General features: G+C 26.4%; 20 protein-coding genes. 14 read left to right on the forward strand and 6 right to left on the reverse strand.

From position 1 onward, the window contains the following. Positions 1-68: 68 nt before the first annotated feature. Positions 69-422: a thioredoxin gene (gene trxA, locus K5Q05_RS00295; RefSeq protein WP_025444046.1), complete on the reverse strand. Its 354-nt coding sequence runs from the start codon at positions 420-422 to the stop codon at positions 69-71. Between the two features lie 77 nt (positions 423-499). On the opposite strand from trxA, the gene K5Q05_RS00300 reads away from it, so the two are divergent. Next, a complete protein-coding gene (locus tag K5Q05_RS00300) occupies positions 500-1225 on the forward strand; it encodes a 16S rRNA (uracil(1498)-N(3))-methyltransferase (protein ID WP_025444045.1) in 726 nt (241 codons plus the stop codon). A gap of 128 nt (positions 1226-1353) precedes the next feature. Here the strand turns inward: K5Q05_RS00300 and K5Q05_RS00305 are convergent, their stop codons facing one another. Genes K5Q05_RS00305 through K5Q05_RS00325 form a run of 5 tightly spaced genes read right to left on the reverse strand, consistent with a single transcriptional unit; the run spans position 1354 to position 6371 of the window. Next, positions 1354-2418, reverse strand: a complete 1065-nt coding sequence (locus K5Q05_RS00305) for a PASTA domain-containing protein (protein WP_051480308.1) — start codon at positions 2416-2418, stop codon at positions 1354-1356. Between the two features lie 23 nt (positions 2419-2441). Next, on the reverse strand, positions 2442-3371 hold the full coding sequence (gene fmt / locus K5Q05_RS00310; RefSeq protein WP_025444043.1) for a methionyl-tRNA formyltransferase: 930 nt from the start codon (positions 3369-3371) through the stop codon (positions 2442-2444). A 16-nt stretch (positions 3372-3387) separates the two neighbouring features. After that, positions 3388-3864 carry a peptide deformylase gene (gene def, locus K5Q05_RS00315; protein WP_025444042.1) on the reverse strand — a complete coding sequence of 159 codons (477 nt, stop codon included), beginning with the start codon at positions 3862-3864 and terminating at the stop codon, positions 3388-3390. 30 nt (positions 3865-3894) lie between these two features. Further along, entirely contained in the window at positions 3895-4593 is a 699-nt protein-coding gene (locus K5Q05_RS00320; protein ID WP_025444041.1) for a hypothetical protein, read from the reverse strand. Continuing rightward, positions 4590-6371, reverse strand: a complete 1782-nt coding sequence (locus tag K5Q05_RS00325) for an aminopeptidase P family protein (RefSeq protein WP_025444040.1) — start codon at positions 6369-6371, stop codon at positions 4590-4592. The genes K5Q05_RS00320 and K5Q05_RS00325 overlap by 4 nt, the downstream gene beginning before the upstream one ends. A gap of 137 nt (positions 6372-6508) precedes the next feature. Between K5Q05_RS00325 and K5Q05_RS00330 the strand changes: the two genes are divergently transcribed. The 13 genes from K5Q05_RS00330 (at position 6509) to K5Q05_RS00385 (ending at position 21086) form a co-directional block, all read left to right on the forward strand. Further along, the gene (locus K5Q05_RS00330) at positions 6509-7399 is read left to right on the forward strand and encodes a Cof-type HAD-IIB family hydrolase (RefSeq protein ID WP_025444039.1); all 891 of its coding nucleotides are present in this window, start codon (positions 6509-6511) and stop codon (positions 7397-7399) included. Between the two features lie 13 nt (positions 7400-7412). After that, positions 7413-8651, forward strand: a complete 1239-nt coding sequence (locus K5Q05_RS00335; RefSeq protein ID WP_025444038.1) for an aminopeptidase — start codon at positions 7413-7415, stop codon at positions 8649-8651. Between the two features lie 16 nt (positions 8652-8667). Next, a complete protein-coding gene (locus tag K5Q05_RS00340; protein WP_025444037.1) occupies positions 8668-9135 on the forward strand; it encodes a divergent PAP2 family protein in 468 nt (155 codons plus the stop codon). A gap of 22 nt (positions 9136-9157) precedes the next feature. Then, a complete protein-coding gene (locus K5Q05_RS00345; protein WP_025444036.1) occupies positions 9158-10627 on the forward strand; it encodes a hypothetical protein in 1470 nt (489 codons plus the stop codon). Beyond that, positions 10627-12936: an RnfABCDGE type electron transport complex subunit D gene (locus tag K5Q05_RS00350; RefSeq protein WP_044003474.1), complete on the forward strand. Its 2310-nt coding sequence runs from the start codon at positions 10627-10629 to the stop codon at positions 12934-12936. The genes K5Q05_RS00345 and K5Q05_RS00350 overlap by 1 nt, the downstream gene beginning before the upstream one ends. Continuing rightward, the gene (locus tag K5Q05_RS04245; protein WP_025444034.1) at positions 12933-13505 is read left to right on the forward strand and encodes a hypothetical protein; all 573 of its coding nucleotides are present in this window, start codon (positions 12933-12935) and stop codon (positions 13503-13505) included. The genes K5Q05_RS00350 and K5Q05_RS04245 overlap by 4 nt, the downstream gene beginning before the upstream one ends. Beyond that, a protein-coding gene (gene prfB / locus K5Q05_RS00355) for a peptide chain release factor 2 (protein WP_172799047.1) occupies positions 13502-14579 on the forward strand; the annotation gives its coding sequence in 2 pieces (ribosomal slippage) (positions 13502-13557 and positions 13556-14579; 1080 coding nt in all). The genes K5Q05_RS04245 and prfB overlap by 4 nt, the downstream gene beginning before the upstream one ends. Continuing rightward, positions 14561-15970 (forward strand): hypothetical protein, encoded by a 1410-nt coding sequence (locus tag K5Q05_RS00360; RefSeq protein ID WP_025444032.1) that lies wholly within the window; start codon positions 14561-14563, stop codon positions 15968-15970. The genes prfB and K5Q05_RS00360 overlap by 19 nt, the downstream gene beginning before the upstream one ends. A gap of 50 nt (positions 15971-16020) precedes the next feature. Beyond that, positions 16021-16866, forward strand: a complete 846-nt coding sequence (gene ftsY, locus K5Q05_RS00365; protein WP_025444031.1) for a signal recognition particle-docking protein FtsY — start codon at positions 16021-16023, stop codon at positions 16864-16866. Continuing rightward, positions 16866-17921 (forward strand): hypothetical protein, encoded by a 1056-nt coding sequence (locus K5Q05_RS00370; RefSeq protein WP_420043032.1) that lies wholly within the window; start codon positions 16866-16868, stop codon positions 17919-17921. The genes ftsY and K5Q05_RS00370 overlap by 1 nt, the downstream gene beginning before the upstream one ends. Then, positions 17908-19155: an ABC transporter permease gene (locus K5Q05_RS00375; protein WP_099497119.1), complete on the forward strand. Its 1248-nt coding sequence runs from the start codon at positions 17908-17910 to the stop codon at positions 19153-19155. The genes K5Q05_RS00370 and K5Q05_RS00375 overlap by 14 nt, the downstream gene beginning before the upstream one ends. Then, on the forward strand, positions 19156-19836 hold the full coding sequence (locus K5Q05_RS00380) for an ABC transporter ATP-binding protein (protein ID WP_025444029.1): 681 nt from the start codon (positions 19156-19158) through the stop codon (positions 19834-19836). It abuts the gene before it with no gap. Next, entirely contained in the window at positions 19833-21086 is a 1254-nt protein-coding gene (locus K5Q05_RS00385; protein ID WP_025444028.1) for an ABC transporter permease, read from the forward strand. The genes K5Q05_RS00380 and K5Q05_RS00385 overlap by 4 nt, the downstream gene beginning before the upstream one ends. Positions 21087-21100 lie beyond the last annotated feature (14 nt).

Here is a 21100-nt window from a genome sequence, read left to right on the forward strand (position 1 = left end):
ATAACTTAAAAAGAATATTATATAAACAGACAAGATTTTAATCTTTTTATTAAAATCTCTTAAAAATACTAAATTTTAAACAAATCTTTCATTGTCTCTTCAAAAGAATCTTTTTGAATAAAACCAACAGAAACTTTTGGCTTTTCTCCAATAGGAATAAAAAGAATAGTAGGCAGACTTTGAACACCAAGTGCCATAGAAATTTCATGCTCCTTATCAGTATTTACTTTGTAAAAATCAATTTTATCTCCATATTCTTTTGAAAGCTCATCATAAATCGGAACAAGCATTTTACATGGACCACACCAATCAGCATAAAAATCAATCACTGCAGGTTTACCTCCCTTAAAGCTCCATTCTTTATTGTTTTGATAATCAAAAACCCTATCAATAAATTCCTGCTTAGTTAAACTAACTACCATATTTTCTCCTGAACTAGTCGATTTTTAATTATAACATAAATAAAATATAATTAATAAGGAATTAGAGAGATATAGAAATGAACTTGATATTAATCAACCCAGATGAATTCAAAAATGGCATAATGCTTAATGACTTAAGAGTAAAACACATTACTGAGATATTAAAACTTAAAAATAACAAAACATTTAAATTTGGCATTATTGGAGAAGAACATATTTATTCATGCATATACCAAAAAGATATCAAACTTTTTTTTAAAAAAAATCATAAAATAGCAAAATCAAATAAGCTAAAAAAGTTAAAAGTAATAGTTGGTTTAGTAAGACCAATTGCAGCAAAAAGAATAATCACACACCTTGGAAGTATTGGAATATCTGAACTTATTTTTTTTAATGCTCTACTTAGCGAAAAATCATATTCATGCTCCAAACTTTTTAAAGAAAAAGAATATGAAAAATATCTAATAGAAGGTGCTATGCAAGGTGGCATTACCTACATACCAAAAGTCAAAATTCTTAACAATATAACAGAAGTTCTAGAAAGAATAAAAGATGAAGGATCTGAGGCAAAAAGAATATTACTTGAAAGAGAAAGCAAGAACAAATTAGTTGACCTCAATGTAAAAACAAAGAATTCTATTGTTGTCATTATCGGACCAGAGAGAGGACTTATAACAAAAGAAATAAATTTAATCAAAGAACATAATTTTAATGCTTACAACATTTCATCAAATATTTTAAGAACAGAAACAGCTACAATAGTAGCATCTACTATCATCACATCAAAAATGAATAACCAATAATATTTGTTAAAATCATCTATAACTTCCTTCAATAAGATATATTTCAATTTAATACCATCATGTTCTACATTTGTAAGCATAAAAACAAATTAACATCAACAAGCACTATTGTTTACATAATTTGACACTTAGTTTACTACTGTTTGATTTACAAGTTTATTATAAATATAAAGTTCAATTATAGAACCTTTTAATGCATCATAAGGCAATTTAATAAGTCCTCCCTTAGATCTAAAAGAATAAAGCAAAGAACTATTTCCACCGGAATCCTTTACCTTAACCATTATATCTACACTGGATGGATAAATATCCAATTTATAAGTCAAAATTCCAAAAACACCTAAATCATTATTTTTTGGTTCATTAATAGTAATTATCAAATTATCTATATTTTCAAACTTACTTCCTGGAGTCAAAGACTGGGAAACAACAATTCCAAAATCACTTCCGGTTGACGACAAATTCACATCAAAATTAATTTCATCATTTAAAAGAGAAATAATAGCATCTTTATAATAAAGCCCAACATAATTTTTCAAATATTTAATCTTATTGTCTACCAAACCCTTGCTTACCAAAAATTGAAGATCAACTAAGCCTGCAATCTTAGTATCTGGAGAAGGTTCCTGCTGAATTATTATCCCCTTTGGAAGGGTACTTTCAACTTCAATGGGCCTTAATAAATGATAAAGCATCCTATTATTGCTACTTAAATTAGCCTTTAAATTAATAAGCACATCATCAATATTTTTCCCAATAAAATTATCAATCTTATTGACTACAGCTCCTTTACTAACAAAGATCTTAACCTTACTATCAAGTCTTAAAACAGTACCTGCTTTAGGATTTTGATCTATTACCTTTCCTTTATCAAAAGAAGTTGACGAAAATTTAAGCTCAACATAAGGAACAAGTTCTTTATTTTGAAGCTCAGCAATCGCATCTTCAAGATAAAATTCACTAAGATTTGGAACAACAACAAGATCACTGCCCTTTAAAAATATAAAAAATATTGAAAACGAAATAATCAAAGAACCAAAAATAGTAAGTATTAAACCCTTAGCTATATACTTGGGCAAAGTAAAGATTACTCTATCAAAATTTGCATTACCTTCGTATAAATTATTACTATTACTTAAATTTTGACCATCTAAAGATAATTTACCACCTGGCCTGTTATCACCCAATACCATATCATCTCCTTATATTTAAGCTTTTAAGAAAAAATTCTACCTATTAAGTTACTACTTCCATTATAAAAGGATTTACAATCCAAAACGTTTCTCCCAGCTCTTTGAAGCTCTAATAACAATAAAATTCCATCTCCCGTCTTTACCAAAAAACCTCTATTAGGATCAAAGGAAATAATTGCTCCTATTGCTTGCTCACTATGATCATTAGTACTTAAAAAATCAGCCCTATGAAAAATAATTTCATCTTTACCAAGCTTAGCTCTTGCAAGCGGCCAAGGATTACAAGCATTAATCCTACTCTTAATCTCAAAAGCACTCAAATTAAAATCAAGGGCTCTATAATGCTTATTAAAAAAAGAACAATATGTTGCGTGCCTTGAATCTTGAACTATTCCAATACTTCCTTTCTCTATTTTACCTAAAGCTTCCACAACAAGATTAAAGCTATTCAAAGAAACATATCTAAAAATATCAGCACTTGTATTAAAGCTTTTTATTTCAAACTGACTCTGTGACAAAATATTCCCACTATCCATCTCCAAAACCATTTTTTGAACACTAATACCACCAATATTATCACCATTTAAAATAGCAGTTTGGATAGGAGAAGGACCCCTATATTTTGGCAAAAGAGAGGGATGAACATTAATACAACCCATTGGAAAAATATCCAGAAATTCTTGTCTAAATATTTTTCCATAAGAAAAAACCAACATAAGATCAGGTTGTAATTTCTTAACCTCTTCTATAACATTAATACTAAGCACCAAAGGATCTAAAACCGTAATATCCCTTTTAACAGCTTCAATCTTGATCTCATTAACTCTTAAAGAAAGACCACGACCACTAGGCTTATCAGGTACAGTTAACACACCAACTACATTATACTGATCTGAAACTTTCCTTAAAAGTTCTAAAGCAATACCGTCAGAACTTGCAAAAACAATTCTCAAGCCTTAACAATCCTCCTTATTTTCTATAAGACTTCAACAGCTTGTTTTTAAGCTTATCCTCATAATAGTCAATAAAAAGCACTCCTTTTAAATGATCCATCTCATGTTGAATAATCCTAGCTAACAAGTTTGAATCTTCAATCTTAAAGAACTTACCATTCTCATCATAAGCCTCAACTACAATAGATTTTGGTCTCAATAGATCATAATAAACTCCAGGAATACTCAAACAACCTTCCTTATAAACAGTAAGTTCAAAAGAAGTCTCTGTTATTAAAGGATTAATAAAAATTAAAGGTTTTGACATCACATTTTCTCTAACCACAAAAATAGATAAATCTAGACCTACTTGAGGTGCCGCTAGTCCAACACCATTATTAACATCCATAAAATTTAACATTTTAAAAGCAATATTCCTAAGTTTATCATCAATATTTAAAACTGACTTTGTAGTTATCCTAAGTAAATCATCAGGATAATAAACCATTTTCATAAAATTTCCTCAAAACAATTTAACCTCAAATTAAGACTTTATTTGCCCAAAAAGCTTCCATTCTTCATTATCTGCCTCTGAAAAATAAATACTACCCTTAAGAGATTTAGGAAAAGCATAAAAATTCTTTTCATTTTCATCCTTAAATACTAAAAATTCCTTAAGTTTTATTTTTGAAGGAAGAAGTTTTTTGTCTTGACCATTCATTTTTAATCTCCAATGACCACCCAATGTTTTATAAAAAAAAACCTTGTCATGAAAAGTGTTAACTTCATAATTATTGCTTTCATTATTTTTATGAATAATATTATCTAATTTAGAAACTCCTAAAGCATAATTTAAAAACTCTTGATTATACTGAACAGTATCCTTAATGGAACCAATATATGCAGCCTTAACTTGTTCACTCTTTGAATCAACAAAAAACAAAACAGGACTCCTTTTTAAATTAATTTCACCAAAAATTTCATTATTCACATCAATAATCAAAAAAACATTTTTTTTAGAAATAGCCTTCAAAAGGCTATCATCCTCAAATGAATTTAAAAAATCCTTTATCAAATTATCTTTAACATCTCTTCCAACCAATATTAAAACATTTTTATGTAACTTTTGGGCTTCATGCATAGCATGCTTATAAGAATCCTGGAAAATAATATTCGATGAAAGCGAAAATAAATACACAAAACCGAATGCAATAAATATTATAAATAAGCTTACAAATCTCATATTTTACTAGTTAATGTCTCTAAAAACTTCAACTCATCACCACTAAGATATTCTTTCAAACTAAAATAAACAAATTCATGATAACTATTAACATATTGCAATTCATCTTTTGAAAGCATTTCAGCAACTATTAACTCTTTTTCAAAAGGCACAAGAGTTAAATTTTCAAACTCTAAAAAAGTTCCAAATTCATTTGAATAACTTTGCTTTACACAAACTAAATTCTCAATTCTAATTCCATATTTAGAATTTCGATAAATTCCAGGCTCAATTGAAACAATTTCAGAACCCTTAAAAGAATAAGTAGAAAAAGGACTAATAGAAACAGGAAGTTCATGCACATTAAGAAAAAATCCCACACCATGGCCCGTCCCATGGGCAAAATTCAATCCTTGCTTTAGCAAAGGAAATCGGGCAATACCATCAAGAGAAGCACCTGAAGTCCCAAATGGAAATTTCAAAGATACAAGAGCAATAAAAGACTTAAGAACCAAAGTATAATCTTCCTTCTCTTCATAAGATGCCTCTCCAATTAAAATAGTTCTTGTGATATCTGTTGTACCAAGCTCAAAATAAGAACCTCCAGAATCTATTAAAAGCAATCCATTATCATCAAATCTTTTAGCTCCTCCTTTTTTAGGACTATAATGAGGCAATGCTGCATTTTCTTTAAACCCAACTATCGAACCAAAACTGGAACTAAAAAACTCTTCTCTTGCCAATCTAAAATCCAAAAGCATATTAGCAACATCAACTTCATCTAACTCAGACAACGCATCCCTACTAAGACTCTTAAATCTATATAAAAATTTGATCAAACTCACAGCATCAATAACATGAGCTTCTTTCATACTACTAATCTCATAATCAGACTTTATCGCCTTCAATTCATTAACAATACTTCTACCAAGTATTGTATTTGACGCTCCAATAGATTCCAATATCTTAACATTACTATCAACTGATATAAAAAATTTCCCTTCATGCTTAATCTCTGCTAAAAACGAATAAAAATTACTATAATCTTCGATCTCAAAACTTTCAATTTCAAGCCTTGCTTTTAAATTAGAATCAAGTTTATCAACACTAACAAAGAGAATATTTTTATGCCTTTCACTTCTAGCAATAAACAAAAAAGCATAAAACAAAGCCGATGACTCAATATCCAAACCCCTTAAATTTAAAAGCCAAGCTATTTCATCCAAAGAGCTTATGATACAAAAATCGACCCTCTTTTCTTTTAATATTTCATGAACTTTATTAATCTTATCTATTCTTTTATCATTTTTCTCAATCCTACTTAGTTCAAATATTTTTCGACCTTTTAAACTAGGCCTATCCTTCCAAATCTTAGAAATCAAATCTTCATGCAAGATCTCAATATCTGTATTTCTACAATTTTTAACCAAATCATTATAAAAATTTACACTAATATCTTCAGCATAAATACCAAGCCTTAATCCCTTAAGATTTGCATTTATATAACCAAAAATATCTGGATAACCCTTAACCCCAAGCTTCATTAATTTAAATTCAGTTCCTTCAAGCTCTCTTGATGCCTGTAAAAAATACCTACCATCGGTGAAAAGTACTGCCTCTGTTTCTGTAACAATTACTGTTCCAGTACTTCCTGTAAACCCTGTAATAAATTCACGAACATTAAATCTAGCATGAGAATATTCACTCATATGTGGATCATAACTTGTTACCAAATATGCGTATACCCCGCTTTCCATCATCAAATTTCTCAAATATGATATTTTTGTACCGATCTGCATATAAGCAAGCTCCTTAAACTGAAAAAAGCAATTTTCACCTAATTATAACAAATAATTCAATTTTAAAAAATTTCTTTATTTAAAAATTTTTTTATTTGCTATAATTAAGGTTAAGAGTAAAATCAAAGGACAAAAATATGAAAAATATCAAAGCCGTTATTTCTGATCTCGATGGAACACTTTTGCTTTCAAAAAGTCAGATAGGGGCTTTTAGTGAGCTTGTAATAAAAAACCTGACAAAAGAAAACAAAAAATTTATTATCGCAACAGGAAGAAGTAAAAATGAAATAATATCTCTCATAAAAGACTTAAACTCACATGTTTCATTCTTTATAACATTAAACGGAGCAAGAGTATATAATAATAAATGGCAATTGATAAGCAGCTATGATCTACATCCTAAAATTGTGGATGAGATTTTAGACCTCAGAGAAAACAAATATAAAAACATACCACATTTTTTACAGAAATCCGAAGATTCAGATGAAAGACTTTATGCTGATGACATAACTAAGAGTGCCATTAACGATATATTTAAAAAACATGAATTATTCAAAAAACATAAATATATAGCAAATGAGTTAAAAGACGTCAGTATAACTTACCATGAAGTCAGTAACTTTAGAAAAATTAAAAATTTTAACAATATAGCAAAAATACTATTGTTACATGATGAAGAATCGCAGCTAATCAAGTACGAAGCAATCATTTTAGAAAAATATAGAAAAGAAATAAATGTTTATTTATCAACACCAAACTCACTTGAAATTGTTAGCAACAAAGTTTCAAAAGGAAGTGCATTAAAAGATGTGCTTAAAAGCATCAATATTGGTCTAGATGAATCAATTGCATTCGGAGATGGTTTTAATGATGTTGACATGCTAGAAAATGTAAAAAAAGGATTATTAATGGGAAATGCAAATTATAGACTAAAGAAAATGTTATCGTATTTAGAAGTAATAGGCACTAATGATAATGAGGCTGTTGCACACTACATTAATGATAATATTCTAGAAGTTCCTACATAGGATAATACATAATATGGAAAAAGACTTAATAAAATATGCAGAGCTCATCATATTAAAAGGAATTAATTTACAAAAAAATCAATGCGTACTTATTACAGGAGCAATTGAAAATTATGAATTTTTAAGAATTCTGGCAAAAAAAGCTTATGAACATGGAGCAAAATATGTAGAATTGAATATCGAAGACATTGATATTTTAAAAACAAGATTAGAATCATCACAAGAGGATTTCTTAGAATTTATTCCAAATTTCAAGCATAAATTTTTTGAAGAAATGGTAAATGAAAAATGGGCAAAAATACGCATTGATAACACAGAAAATTTAGACTTACTCAAAAATAATGACAGTAAAAAAATATCAAAATACTTTAAAGCACTAAATCTAGCATCAAAAAAAGTTTCAAGTGCAGTAATGAATAATGAATTATCATGGTGTATAATTTGTGCTCCAGGACCAAAATGGGCTGCAAAAGTTTTAAATAAACCTGAGAGTCAAAAAACATTGGAAGAATTTTTTGAAATTCAAAAAAAAATTATGTTACTCAACTCAGAAAATCCAATAAAGGCTTGGGAAGACCATGAAAAAAAGCTTCATCAAAGATGCAAAAGTCTAAATAAACTTAAGTTAAAAAAATTAATCTTTAAAAACCAAAAAACAAATCTGGAAATATACCTTTTAGAAAGTTCTATCTGGACAGGAGGAAGTGAAAAGATAAAAGGAACAGATATTGAATTTAATGCAAATATGCCTACCCAAGAAGTTTTTACAACTCCAAACTATAAAAAAACAAATGGCATCATGTATGCCACTCGCCCAGTAATATTAATGGGAAATTTAATAAACGGAATATGGATAGAATTCAGAGAAGGAAAGGTAATTAACTTTGGATGCGATAATGAACACTCAAGAAATATACTAAAAAGACATATAGAAACTGATATACAGGCACAATATATAGGAGAAGTTGCACTAGTAGACAGCAACTCTCCAATATATCAAAGTGGTCTCACATTTTACAGCATACTATACGATGAAAACGCAAGTTGCCACATTGCATTAGGTAACGCATATCCCTCTTGTCTAAGCAATGAGAAACAACTAAATACCGATGCTAAAAAATTAGAATATGGATGTAATGTATCCTTAATCCATACAGACTTCATGATTGGCAGCAAAGACATAACCGTTATTGGCATTGACAAATCAGGAAAAGAACATACAATAATACAAAATGAACAGTTCGTAATATAAACGGAGTAATCAAATCATGATAAAAGAGTTATTTACAAACGATCTTTTCTTGTCTTGTCTAGTTTCAGGCATTGTTGCACAAATAATTAAATATGCTATTCAAGTAATGAAAACAAGAAAACTTAAACTAAGTCCAAAACATCTGTTAAAAAGCATCTTTCTAGAAACAGGCGGAATGCCCAGTAGTCATTCTTCAACAGTAACAGCTCTTACAACATCAATATTAATAACAGAAGGAATAAACACTAACTTTGTTATTGCTCTTGCTGTCGCATTAATAACAATAAGAGATTCTTTTGGTGTTAGATACATGGCAGGAGTTCAAGCAGAATATCTAAATGATCTGTCAGAAAAATTAAAATTGAAAATTAAAATTGAACCTTTAAAAATCAAAGTAGTTAAAGGACACAAAAAAAAGGAAGTATTTACAGGAATGATTATTGGAATAATTTCTGCATGGGGAATATGCAGTCGAATTATATAAACAAAAAATTATAAAGGGAAAAATGAATCTAATAAAGTTTTTACATATATTGCTAGTACCATTGTTAATTTCTTGCAATGCAGCAAAATTTGGAGATTATAAACCAATATACTTCAAAGGAGAAAAAGATTTAAAAACCGCAAATGATTATATAAATTCATTAGGATATAAGACAATATCTGAATATACAACAAAAGTAAATATACTAGACTTCCCCAATTTTAAAGAGATAACAATAGATCAGTTAACCCACTTTAACGATGATGATCTAAGAAAAGACTTATTTCTAAAAAAATTGCCTAACCTCTTCAATTTAGAAAATAAAAAAATACTTTATGTAGATTCAACATTCACCAGTAAAGATCTTAGGAAACTAAAGAAAGATAAAAATATTGAAGCAGAAATGCATTCTTTTAATTACAAAATTAAAATTAAATACCTTTCAAGTATAACATTCATAATAATCATAACACTTCTATTAATGTTAAATATAAAATACGCACCCTTTATAATACTTTTTCTAATAAGTTCATGTATAATATTCATATTCAGCGACGAAATATTATATTTTTATCCTTTAACTATATTAGCCTACCTATTGTTCACACTAATCGATAACTTCAACAAAAATTACAATAAAATATACTTGAGAGATATCAGCTTTACAATATTAATTAAGAAAATAAAAATACCAATATTTCTATTTTTATTCATAGTATTGTACTTTAGTGTGATCATCAACTTTCTAACCACCAATCTTGAAGCAATTCTTATAATTTTTGTCTCAATATCAACACTTTGTATTTTTTTAATATTTACTTGGATCAAAACTGAGAGCAATTTCAAAAATACATTTTTATCCTTAATTGAAATAAAAGAACAAAAACGAGAAACAAAAATTCTAAAATGCAAGATCTTAATACACATAATGTTATTTATAGCTTCAGTGATACCATTTTTTTACTCACAAAACATACTCAATTCTTACACAAATCTTAATTATCTTTATAGCAAAAAATTACACTATTTTGACTATTTAAACCCCAATAACATCTATTTAATGGTAGGACATAATGAAGAAATTCCAAATATCGTTGGTTATATGTACCATACATTTTATCAAAATGAGCTCAAATATAAAATCACATCTCAGTATGGAAAAGTAAATACAAACGTAAAAGAGGATTACTTCGAAATAAAAAATAACAAAATAATTATTCATCCAAAAACTGTATATAAAGTAGATAAAGAATTTATATCAAAAAACCTTAATAAAGAACTCCCAAGATTATTCCTGGACAATGGAAATCCAATATTAATATACAAAGAAGCACCTAATAATATTAAAATCAATAAAGATAATTTTAAAATTTTATTCATTCTTTCATTGCCATTTTTCTTATTGCTATTCCTATTTAAAGCAATAAGATTTACAATTCTTTTAAATATGAGTGAAAAAAACTATAGAAAATATATCAAAGGAAACATCTGATGCCTAGAACAGAAACACTAAACTTAAAGAATAGATATAAAATAAACATAAATGAGATTCAAATGCCTGAATGCGTTCTAATTCCATTAGAAACAGAAAATTCAAAGTCCACAATATATGTTATTGAAAATCAAAGAATTGAAGAAGGACAAATATTGTCAAAAAATAAAAATGCAGAATTATACACATATGCCCCAATATCTGGAACAATAGAAAAAATATATACCGCAAACTTTCCAAACGGAAATCAAGTAAAATCAGCACTAATAAGATTTCATGGAAAAATCAAAAATGAAAAGGAACTGCCAATTGAAGAAGAATCAAGAGAAAAAACACTAGAAAAGTTAATTCGATTAGGAATCCCCTGGTTTAATGAAGACTCATTATTCCAATATGTAAGCAAATGCAAAAAAATAGATAAGATGCTTTTATTAGCAAATAGTAAAGACTCATTTACTAATATCTCAGAAATATTAATAAAAGAAAAATTAGATAATATCATCTATGGACTTGAAACAATTGATAAGATATTTAAATTTAAAGAAATTTTAATAGTGCTCAACAATTATAGCTTAAAAAAAGAGCTTGAGAATTTAAATACCTTCAAAGACAAACGATTAAAAATCAAATTAATTCCCAATACTCCATATCCATATTCCAATCATGAAGTGATAATGCACTTCTTATATAATGAAGAGAGCACAAAAAATAATATAAACCCAAATAAAAATATACTTTTAGCCAATGTTGAAGATCTTTACAATGTGTACAGTACGATCAAAACAAATTCGCCATATAAAGAAAAATTTATAACCATAAACGACAATCAAAAAATACAAAGTAAAATAATTAAAGCCAAAATTGGAACATCTATCTATCAAATAATAAATAGAGATATTCATACAAACAAATATGACGTATTCCTAAACAATCCACTAAATAAGATAAAAATAAACAATCTAAATGTACCTATAACAAGAGATATATATAGCATCACAATATTAAGAAAAGAATCAATGTTTAGTAAGATAAAACTCTTTAAAATACCTAGTTTTTCACCACTTTATATGGAAGAGATCATTTTATCAAGAATTAAAAACAAAAATAATCTTGAAAAAAAACGATTACAATGTCTAAAATATAATGAAACTGAAATCGAAGAAGAAATAAACAAAGTTAAAAAAGAAATAAAGGAAAAAATATTAAATCTGGGCTTAAATAATGAATTAACATACACTGAAAATAATTTAAACGATATCTATTTAACTATTATATTAGCCTTAATTCCTAACTTAATATTCTCTTTTATAAATAATATAAAATTTTTAATTGATACCTTAATATTAATAATCATAAGCTTATGCTCATACATTCCAATAACACTAAAGTCCAAACATAGATATCTGTCCTTCTTTATATATACGGCTTTAATTATTAATATAATATTACCTTTAAATTTTTCTATCACATTAAAAATAATGGCATTACTTTTTACATTTTTAGTATTTTTTTATTTCTCAAAGCTTTCCAAATTCCTTGTAAATCCCATATTAATTTCTTTTATGTTTTTATTACTAAATTTCCCATTAAGCTTCAAACAAACATATGCTAAAGAACTTTCAAACCAAGAAGATATGATTCCTACATGGGATAAAGTAATTAATCAAAATCCAAATATTCAAAGTTTAGAAAGCTTAAAAAAATTTAAAAGACACGAAAACAAAAATATTGACATGATTGAAAAATTTGTGAATAATAAAATATTATCTCACCTAAACATCACCTTACCAAGATTGCACATTGAAAACTTGCTCGGGCTACAAAACGAAAAATATTTGTCACCTATTCTAATTTATATTGGTTTTTCACTTATTCTTGAAAAATTTATTATAAATAAATTAATACCACTATCTTTTTATATAAGTTTATTGATAATTTCTTACATACTAAAAAATCTTGGTCTTTACAGTTATATAAGCTTTGATATATTAACCCTAGTAATATCACCAATTCCAATGATCTTAATATTTACAATGGGCACAGAGCCACAAATAGCACCACCTTTTAAATTTGAACAAATGCTTTATGGAATTATATTGTCTATAGCATATTTTATAACATTAATCTACATTCCACTTGAAACAGTGTCAGCTATAATAGCCATTTTCATATTACAAATCAGTTCAACATTAATGAAAAGATATAGTATCACATTTCAAGTTAAAAAAATATTGCATCATTTAAGTATAAACAAAGCAAAAATAATAGAACATAAAATCAAAAATGGAAAAGAAATTATAAAATTATGAAAAATAGTATAATAATGTATTTAATAGTAAACAATTTATTATTAATACACTTTATAGGAATTGAAGACATAAAAATAAAAGACCATAAGACATTATTAAAAAAGTATTTAATTATCACACTTACTTCTCTGTTCATTTACTCAAGTCTTTTTTACATTTACAAATTATTTCTAGAATATAACTTATTGTTTATAACACCAATCATATATATAACATTGATTTATGTGTTAACGATAATGCTAAAAACGCTAAACAATATCCTAATTATTTACAATAATAAATCGAAATATTCAAATGATTTTTTGCTATCCAATAGTAGCTTAATTGCAATAACATTTTTTGCTCTAGATAAAAGTCATAGCTTTTTAGAAGGGATCAAAATACTCCTTTTATCTTCACTTAGTGTATTAATCGCCCTCGTATTAATAACACTCACAAAGAAAAATTTTGAAAAAAGATTAACATCCAAAATATTAACTAATGAAACAGTATACTTTTTTATAATGTTCATTTTATCTATAATTCCAAATATAATTATGTTAATAAACAATAAAGAGGGTTTACAATGAAAGAAAAAATAAACGAACTTTTGGAACAAATCAAAAATGTCTGGAGGAAACTTTGACAGCTACGGGAGCAAAGCACAGCTTAAAGAATATGAAATACAAATAAACAATGAAAATTTTTGGAATGACAATAAGAAAGCACAAGAAATTCTTAAAAAACAAAATATTTTAAAATCTAAAGTTGAACCTTGGGAAGATTTAATATATAAATTCCAAGACCTAAAAGACCTCTGCGAAATTGCAGAAAGCGAAGAAGACATAATGCTATTAGAAAAAGAGATTAACAAACTAAGGGAGCAATATAAACGTCTCCTAACAATATCCTATTTCAAAGAAGATATGGATATAAATAATGCGTTCTTAACAATACACTCAGGAGCAGGAGGTACAGAAGCCTGTGATTGGGTTAGCATGTTATATCGAGTATACTTAAGATATGCTGAGAGACGTGGATACAAAACGGAGCTTATAGACTTACTTGAAGCTGAAGGAGGCATAAAATCTGTTACAATTGAAATAAAAGGAGAATATGCTTACGGGTTTTTAAAAAGTGAAATAGGAATACATCGTCTTGTAAGAATATCTCCTTTTGATGCTGCAAAAAAAAGACACACCTCTTTTGCCTCTGTTTTTATTGACCCTGTAATTGATGACAAAATTGAAATAATAATTAAGCCGGAAGATATTAGGATCGACACATATAGAGCTTCAGGAGCAGGGGGACAACATGTAAATAAAACATCATCAGCAGTAAGAATTACCCATCTTCAAACAGGAATAGTAACTCAATCTCAAACCGACAGAAGTCAACATAGAAATAAAGAGCTAGCAATGAAAGTATTAAAATCAAAACTTTATGAATATTATAAAATACTAGAACAACAAAAAAGTAAATCTAAACAAGAGGAAAAAAAAGATATATCTTGGGGTAATCAAATAAGGTCTTACATCTTCCAACCTTATACGCTAGTCAAAGATCACAGAACAAAATTTGAAAATCCAAATATTATCTCTGTTATGGATGGAAACATTGATAACTTTATAGAAGAATATCTAAAATGGAAAAATCTAAGCTAACCATAATATTATTATTTTTAATCTTAACAATAAACTTAGCACATCCTCAAAGTAAAATTGAGTATGGTTTTTCTTATATCATAAACACATCAGAAGAAAATAAAAATCTTAAAGAAGGCATTGAAAAAACGCTAGATAAAATTTACAAGACAATAAATGAACATATTGTAAATAATAATGACAAAGATTTCATAAAACGCATTTATATACACCAAAATATAATAAGCAAAGAACTTGAAATTAGCAAATTAAGAGAAGATATGGATAAAAAAAGACTTCAAAATACAATAAGTTCAAGAGAAAAAAATAAAACAGAAATCAAAATTAATGAAATTAAAAAAGATATTGAAAACATTAAAATTAAACAAAAAGAACTTGAAGAGTACCTTACAAATTTAAAAAAGATAAAAGCAAAATATAAAAAAAACGAAGAAAAAATAAATCTAGCAAATTTGAGCATAGAATTTTTGATAAGCCAAGAACTATTCTTCATCAATTATGTACATATCAAAAAAGTAGATAAACATTACCTGGTTGAAATTAACAATATCACTCCTAAAGGAATTCAAGTAAAAAAAGAAATTTTTAAATTATCATCATCCACTGATGATATTGCAAATAAAATAGCAAATCTTAGTTTTAAAGAAATACTGGGAAGAGAATTTATTAAAATTAAAATCAATGTCATCAATAATCTAGAGGCCAAAATATATATAAACGAACAATTTGTGTCAAAAGGAATATACAACAATGATATATGGGATATTTCTGACCTTCCAAAGAAAGAAATTAGCATTAACATTACAAGCATAACTTATAAACCATATGCAGTAAAGCAAAAGATAAAAAGTGGAGACACAATTAATTTAACTATTAACTTGCAAAAAGAAAACTCTAGGACAATACCAATTAAAAGTAATGTAACATCTAAAGTATTTAAAAAAGGAATATTCATAGGAGAAACACCAATTGAAATTGAAGAGCCTGAAGGCATAGAATCTATTCTATTGCAAGCTAAAGGATACAAAAATATGTTCAAAATGATAAGCAAAGAAGACAAAGAAATTAACATAGAGATGTTAAAAACCAATAAAAGTGAACTTACTATCAAAAGAGATCTATTCTATATTAATCTTGGAATCTTTACATTAAGCCTAATAGGTACTGCTTTTGCCATAACAAAATCCAATGAAGCATCAGAACTGTACAATATAGCTTTAAATAAAGCTATTAAACATAAAATAACACCTAAAGATCTATACAATGCAAAATCAGAACAAATAATTACAACATTTTTGCTTGGTACAGGAATCACACTTTCTGTTGGCAGCTTTATACCATTAATAATTCATTTAGTACAATATATTCAGGAAGCAAGTAGAGGGGAATAAATTATTGTAAAATTATTTAGTAAACAACAAAAAATGGGAGAATGAAACTTTTGAGTATTTTTGCAAAAATAAAGAATTTATTTACAAATAAGGAAAAAATACAAATATTTGAAAATATAGAAGATATTCTCTTAGAATCAGATATTAAGAATAATATAGTAATCGAGATAATAGAATATATAAAAAAAATTAAGGTCAAAGACAAAGAAAAAATACTCTTAAAACTAAAAGACTTTCTAAAAAACTACATAAATCAACAATCACTAAATTTAGATAGTAAAAGATTAAACATCTTATTAATAATTGGGGTAAATGGAGTTGGCAAAACTTCAAGCATCATCAAGCTTGCAAATAAACTTAAAAATGAAGGTAAAAATGTGTTAATAGCTGCAGCAGATACATTCAGAGCAGCAGCAATTGAACAAATTAAAATACAAAGTGATAAAATCGGAATTAAAGTCATATCTCAAAATCAAGGAAGCGACGCATCAGCAGTAATATTTGATAGCATTTCAAGTGCAAAAGCCAAAAGATATGACATATTAATAATTGACACAGCAGGAAGACTTCAAAACAAAGAAAACTTAATCAAAGAACTCCAAAAAATGGACAATGTAATTAAAAAACAAATAGTAAAAACAGATGTTAACTATAAAAAAATACTAGTAATAGACTCCATTTCTGGAAAAAACGTAAACAATCAAGCAGAAATATTCAACAAAGCAATAGAAATTGATGGAATAATAGCCACAAAATTTGACTCATCTTCTAGAGCAGGTGGAATAATAAATATATCAAAATTATTCAAAAAACCAATATATTTTTTTACATTTGGAGAACAAGTAGAACATATCAAAGAATTTAACGTTGATGATTACTTGAATAAACTGCTATGATAAAAAAAATATTAGTCTTATTTCTAACGTTTACAACATCAACTGCATATGGACAAAGCTATTTCATGGCTGATGTATTTTTCAATAAATATCAAGAAATACATGAAATTCCACAAACAGGATTTTACATCGAATATGAAAAAATAAATGAAATTGAAAAATTTAGTCTCTTTAAAGATTTACAGCTGATAAAATATAAAACACAAAAAACAATAGAAGATAAAAAAAAATTAACATTTTATAATGAAAAAGACATTAAAACAAAAGAAGAAACTTATGACAAGTTGAACAACAAAATACAAGAAATACAATACAGTCCCAAGGGAATAATCCTTGAATCTGTAGCTTATTTTTATAAAAACAACGATTTAATTTATAAAGAAATCAAAATTTTAAACCAAAAACCAAAAACAATACACTACACGAAAGACACTAACGGTAAACTTTTAAAAATAACAGGTTCAAACCTTCAAGTTTGGAATTACGGAATTGACGGAGAAATAAAATCAATATATTTTGACATAAAAAAATCCAAAACAACAAAAGTACTCCATTATGATGAAAAAAAAAGACATTTAAAAAGCATAAAACTAGACAATAACAAAATAACATCTAAAGAAACAAACAACTATCTAAATGACAATGAAGTAATAAGTATCATCGAAGAGGATAATATAAAAACTATATCAAAATACAAAGAACATAACTTAATTAGAAAAGAAGTATATAAAAACAATGAAATAACAAATATAGATAATTTTAAATATAATGAATCTGGAAATAATACAATTGAAGAGAATATAATTATAAAAGAAAATAAAAAAAAATATAATACCAAAACAAAATATGAATATAATTCTGATAATAAATTAAAGTCAAAAACAATTTATGAAAATGATTTAATTTTATTAAAAACTGATTACTTTGGTGACAATGAATATGAACAAGAAATATACCATAATGGAAATCTTATCTTTAAAGTAAGATATAAAAATGATGAGATTATTGAAGAAATAAATAAAGATATTATCAGAGATAAAAATGAGACTAAATAATTTCTTACTAAAAAGATTAATACTAGATGAACAAAATAGCTTATCACTTACAGTTGTAATAATCTTAAGCATAGTACTTGGACAAATCATCATTATTGTCACAATATCTATAATGAATGGTTTTCAAAATGATTTTTTTATAAGCATATCTACACTAGAGAGTGGAAATTTAAAAATTGAAAGCAAATTAAACGATCAAGAGCTTAATGCTCTTAAAGAGATAAAAGAAATAATTCAAATAAACAAAATCTATGAAACACAAGGAATTGGAATTGAAAACTATTACTATCCAAGCATCTTGAATATTATTGCATTTGACACAAAAGATATCATAGAAGACAAAAATTTTATTCTCCTAACAGGTCTTACAGAATCATCACTCCAACTTAATAATGATGAAATTATAATAGGAGATGTATTGTCACATAATTTAGGACTATTTGAAGGAGATACAATAGGATTAATATTAAGTGATGAAATAAAAAATTTACAAACATTAAAAAACAATATAAAAAACTTAAAAATAAAAGCCATATTTAAGAGCAAGTATGCCAAAATAAATGAATCCACAGTATTTATGAATATCAATTATTTTTACAGAAAAAAAATTATAAAAGATACAGATATTAACTATCAAATAAAAACACAAAACTTATATCCTAGTAAAAGACTAACCAATAAAATAAAAAATATTAATCCAAACATTCAATTCAAATCCTGGAACGAATATAATAAAGAATTTTATAAAACACTAAAAATAGAGAGAAACACAATGTTAATCATCTTAACAAGCATATTTCTAGTCATTGCTGTTAACACATACTACTTACAAAAAAGAATAATAATCAACAAAAATAAATCAATTGCAATCATCCTATTCTTAGGTCTCAAATCAAAAAAAATCAGGCAAATTTTCTTAATGCACTCAGTAATAATTTGTATACTCGGAGGAATGATTGGATTAATTGCAGGTATTATAATATCTTTAAATATTAATGAAATTCTAAATGTATTTGACATACTAATAAACAGCTTGATCAATTCTATAAATTATCTATTAAAATTAAAACTAGAAAATATCGAAATAAAAATAGTAAAAAATATAATTACACCTAAAATATTCCCAAGTGATTTAATATTAACACTATTTTTTATTTGTTTATTTACAATATGCTCAAGCCTAAAGGTAACAAAAAAGATCAAATATACTGACAAAATAAATGGAGCAACATAAATGACAAATATACTATGTATAAAAGAAGTTCACAAAACATATACTAAAAATAACACAAAAATAAAAGTAATAGAAAATCTGAATTTAAATGTAAAAAATGGAGATTTTATTTCAATCCAAGGCAAAAGCGGATGTGGAAAATCAACACTTTTTAACATAATATCAGGAATTGATAAAATGGATTCAGGTGATATAATCTCATGCGGAATATCTTTAAAGGATGCAAGCGAGAAAACATTAAGTTTATATAAAAACAAAAAAATAGGACTTGTCTTTCAAAATCACAATTTAATTGACGAATTTAGTGTACTTGAAAACATTATCCTACCTAAAATAATTGAAGGTCAAGATGACTTAAAAACAATAAATAGAAAAGCTTTAAGCTTAATGAAAATATTAGAAATAGACAAAAGAGCAGATCACTACCCTTCAGAACTCTCAGGGGGAGAATCACAAAGAGCAGCCATTGCAAGAGCTTTAATAAATGAACCAAATATAATCTTATGCGACGAACCTACTGGTAATCTAGATGTTAAGACTGCAAAAACAGTAGAATCTCTATTAATAGACACAGCCAAAAAATTTGGCAAAACATTAATTTTAGTTAGTCATAATCAAGAATTTTCCAACAAAGCAGATATAAAATATGAACTTAAAGAAAAGAGACTAAATAAAATATGAGTCGACCAAATATTAAAGAACTTACAAAAATAGCATATATAATATTTATAAACTCAAAAAATAAAAAGGCCCTAATTGGTTCTGGAATATCCTTAAGTTTAGTCATGATTCCTTTAATTATTGTTTACTACATGTCAAGCAATATTATGAATTCCACAATAGAAAAATACATTGAAAATGAAGGATTCTCAGTACAAATCGAATACAACGAACCACAAAAATATGAACAACTTAGATCTAAACTAGAAAAATTCAAAAAAGAATACCAAAATGATGAACTAAGATATTTTTTTGAAAGAAGAACCTATGGAATAATTGGAAATAAAAAAAAACAAGGTGTATTAATAAGAGCAGTAGAGAACAAATTTATTGATAATAATAAGCATATAAAATTAATATATGGCAATAAAAACCTTCAAAAAGATGAAATATTAATATCAAAACAAATAAAAGATAGACTTAATTTAAACATTAATGAATCTATTTATATAGTAGTACCAAATAATAAGTATCAAAAGGTATTCCCCAAAGCAAAACGATTTAATATATCTGGAATCATTGAAACGGGATTAAGAGAAGTTGATAAAAACTTAGTTCTCATTTCACTCCAAGATTCAAATATAATGTCAAAAAATTTTTCCAAAAGCATAATTGGAATTTCCACTAAATCCAATACTAAAGAAAAAACCAATAATCTAAAGAAAGATATTGAAAAAGAATTCAAAGAATACAAAGTCAAAACATTTTATGAGCTCTATTTAAATAAATATATAAACCTAGATATCAGCAAAAAACTTTTAATATTTATTATGGCATTTATTGTAATATTCGCAAGTATTAATATATCCTCATCCCTTTGTATGTTAATACTTGAAAATAAAAAGAAAATTGCAATATTTAAGTCAATTGGAATGAACAATTCAAGTCTCAAACTAATATTCATATTAATAGCACTTGTTTTAAGTTCAACATTTTGCACGATAGGCATAATCATTGGCAATTACACAACCATTAATATAGAATATTTAATTAATATAATAGATATTATTATAAATACAATTTTAAAAACATTTGGAGCTGACAATACAGAAATTTTAAACTCTGACTATTATATCTCTGAATTTAACATTAAAATAAGCTTAAAATTTAGTTTAATAATTCTTTTATCTTACACACTAATTAGCATTACAACAGCACTCATCCCTCTAAATATCATTTCAAAACTTAAAGAAAAAGAAATTTTAAAATAAATTAATCTTTTTCA

This window comes from Borrelia miyamotoi (assembly GCF_019668505.1).
Taxonomy (GTDB): Bacteria; Spirochaetota; Spirochaetia; order Borreliales; family Borreliaceae; genus Borrelia; species Borrelia miyamotoi.

Coding starts and splice junctions, on each gene's coding strand:
- K5Q05_RS00320 (WP_025444041.1), bottom strand. CDS start 4,593: ATGAGATTTGTAAGCTTATTTATAATATTTATTGCATTCGGTTTTGTG.
- K5Q05_RS00375 (WP_099497119.1), top strand. CDS start 17,908: ATGAGACTAAATAATTTCTTACTAAAAAGATTAATACTAGATGAACAA.
- K5Q05_RS00345 (WP_025444036.1), top strand. CDS start 9,158: ATGAATCTAATAAAGTTTTTACATATATTGCTAGTACCATTGTTAATT.
- K5Q05_RS00325 (WP_025444040.1), bottom strand. CDS start 6,371: ATGCAGATCGGTACAAAAATATCATATTTGAGAAATTTGATGATGGAA.
- K5Q05_RS00330 (WP_025444039.1), top strand. CDS start 6,509: ATGAAAAATATCAAAGCCGTTATTTCTGATCTCGATGGAACACTTTTG.
- def (WP_025444042.1), bottom strand. CDS start 3,864: ATGAAAATGGTTTATTATCCTGATGATTTACTTAGGATAACTACAAAG.
- K5Q05_RS00335 (WP_025444038.1), top strand. CDS start 7,413: ATGGAAAAAGACTTAATAAAATATGCAGAGCTCATCATATTAAAAGGA.
- K5Q05_RS04245 (WP_025444034.1), top strand. CDS start 12,933: ATGAAAAATAGTATAATAATGTATTTAATAGTAAACAATTTATTATTA.
- K5Q05_RS00340 (WP_025444037.1), top strand. CDS start 8,668: ATGATAAAAGAGTTATTTACAAACGATCTTTTCTTGTCTTGTCTAGTT.
- K5Q05_RS00305 (WP_051480308.1), bottom strand. CDS start 2,418: ATGGTATTGGGTGATAACAGGCCAGGTGGTAAATTATCTTTAGATGGT.
- K5Q05_RS00380 (WP_025444029.1), top strand. CDS start 19,156: ATGACAAATATACTATGTATAAAAGAAGTTCACAAAACATATACTAAA.
- K5Q05_RS00300 (WP_025444045.1), top strand. CDS start 500: ATGAACTTGATATTAATCAACCCAGATGAATTCAAAAATGGCATAATG.
- K5Q05_RS00385 (WP_025444028.1), top strand. CDS start 19,833: ATGAGTCGACCAAATATTAAAGAACTTACAAAAATAGCATATATAATA.
- trxA (WP_025444046.1), bottom strand. CDS start 422: ATGGTAGTTAGTTTAACTAAGCAGGAATTTATTGATAGGGTTTTTGAT.
- K5Q05_RS00360 (WP_025444032.1), top strand. CDS start 14,561: ATGGAAAAATCTAAGCTAACCATAATATTATTATTTTTAATCTTAACA.
- K5Q05_RS00350 (WP_044003474.1), top strand. CDS start 10,627: ATGCCTAGAACAGAAACACTAAACTTAAAGAATAGATATAAAATAAAC.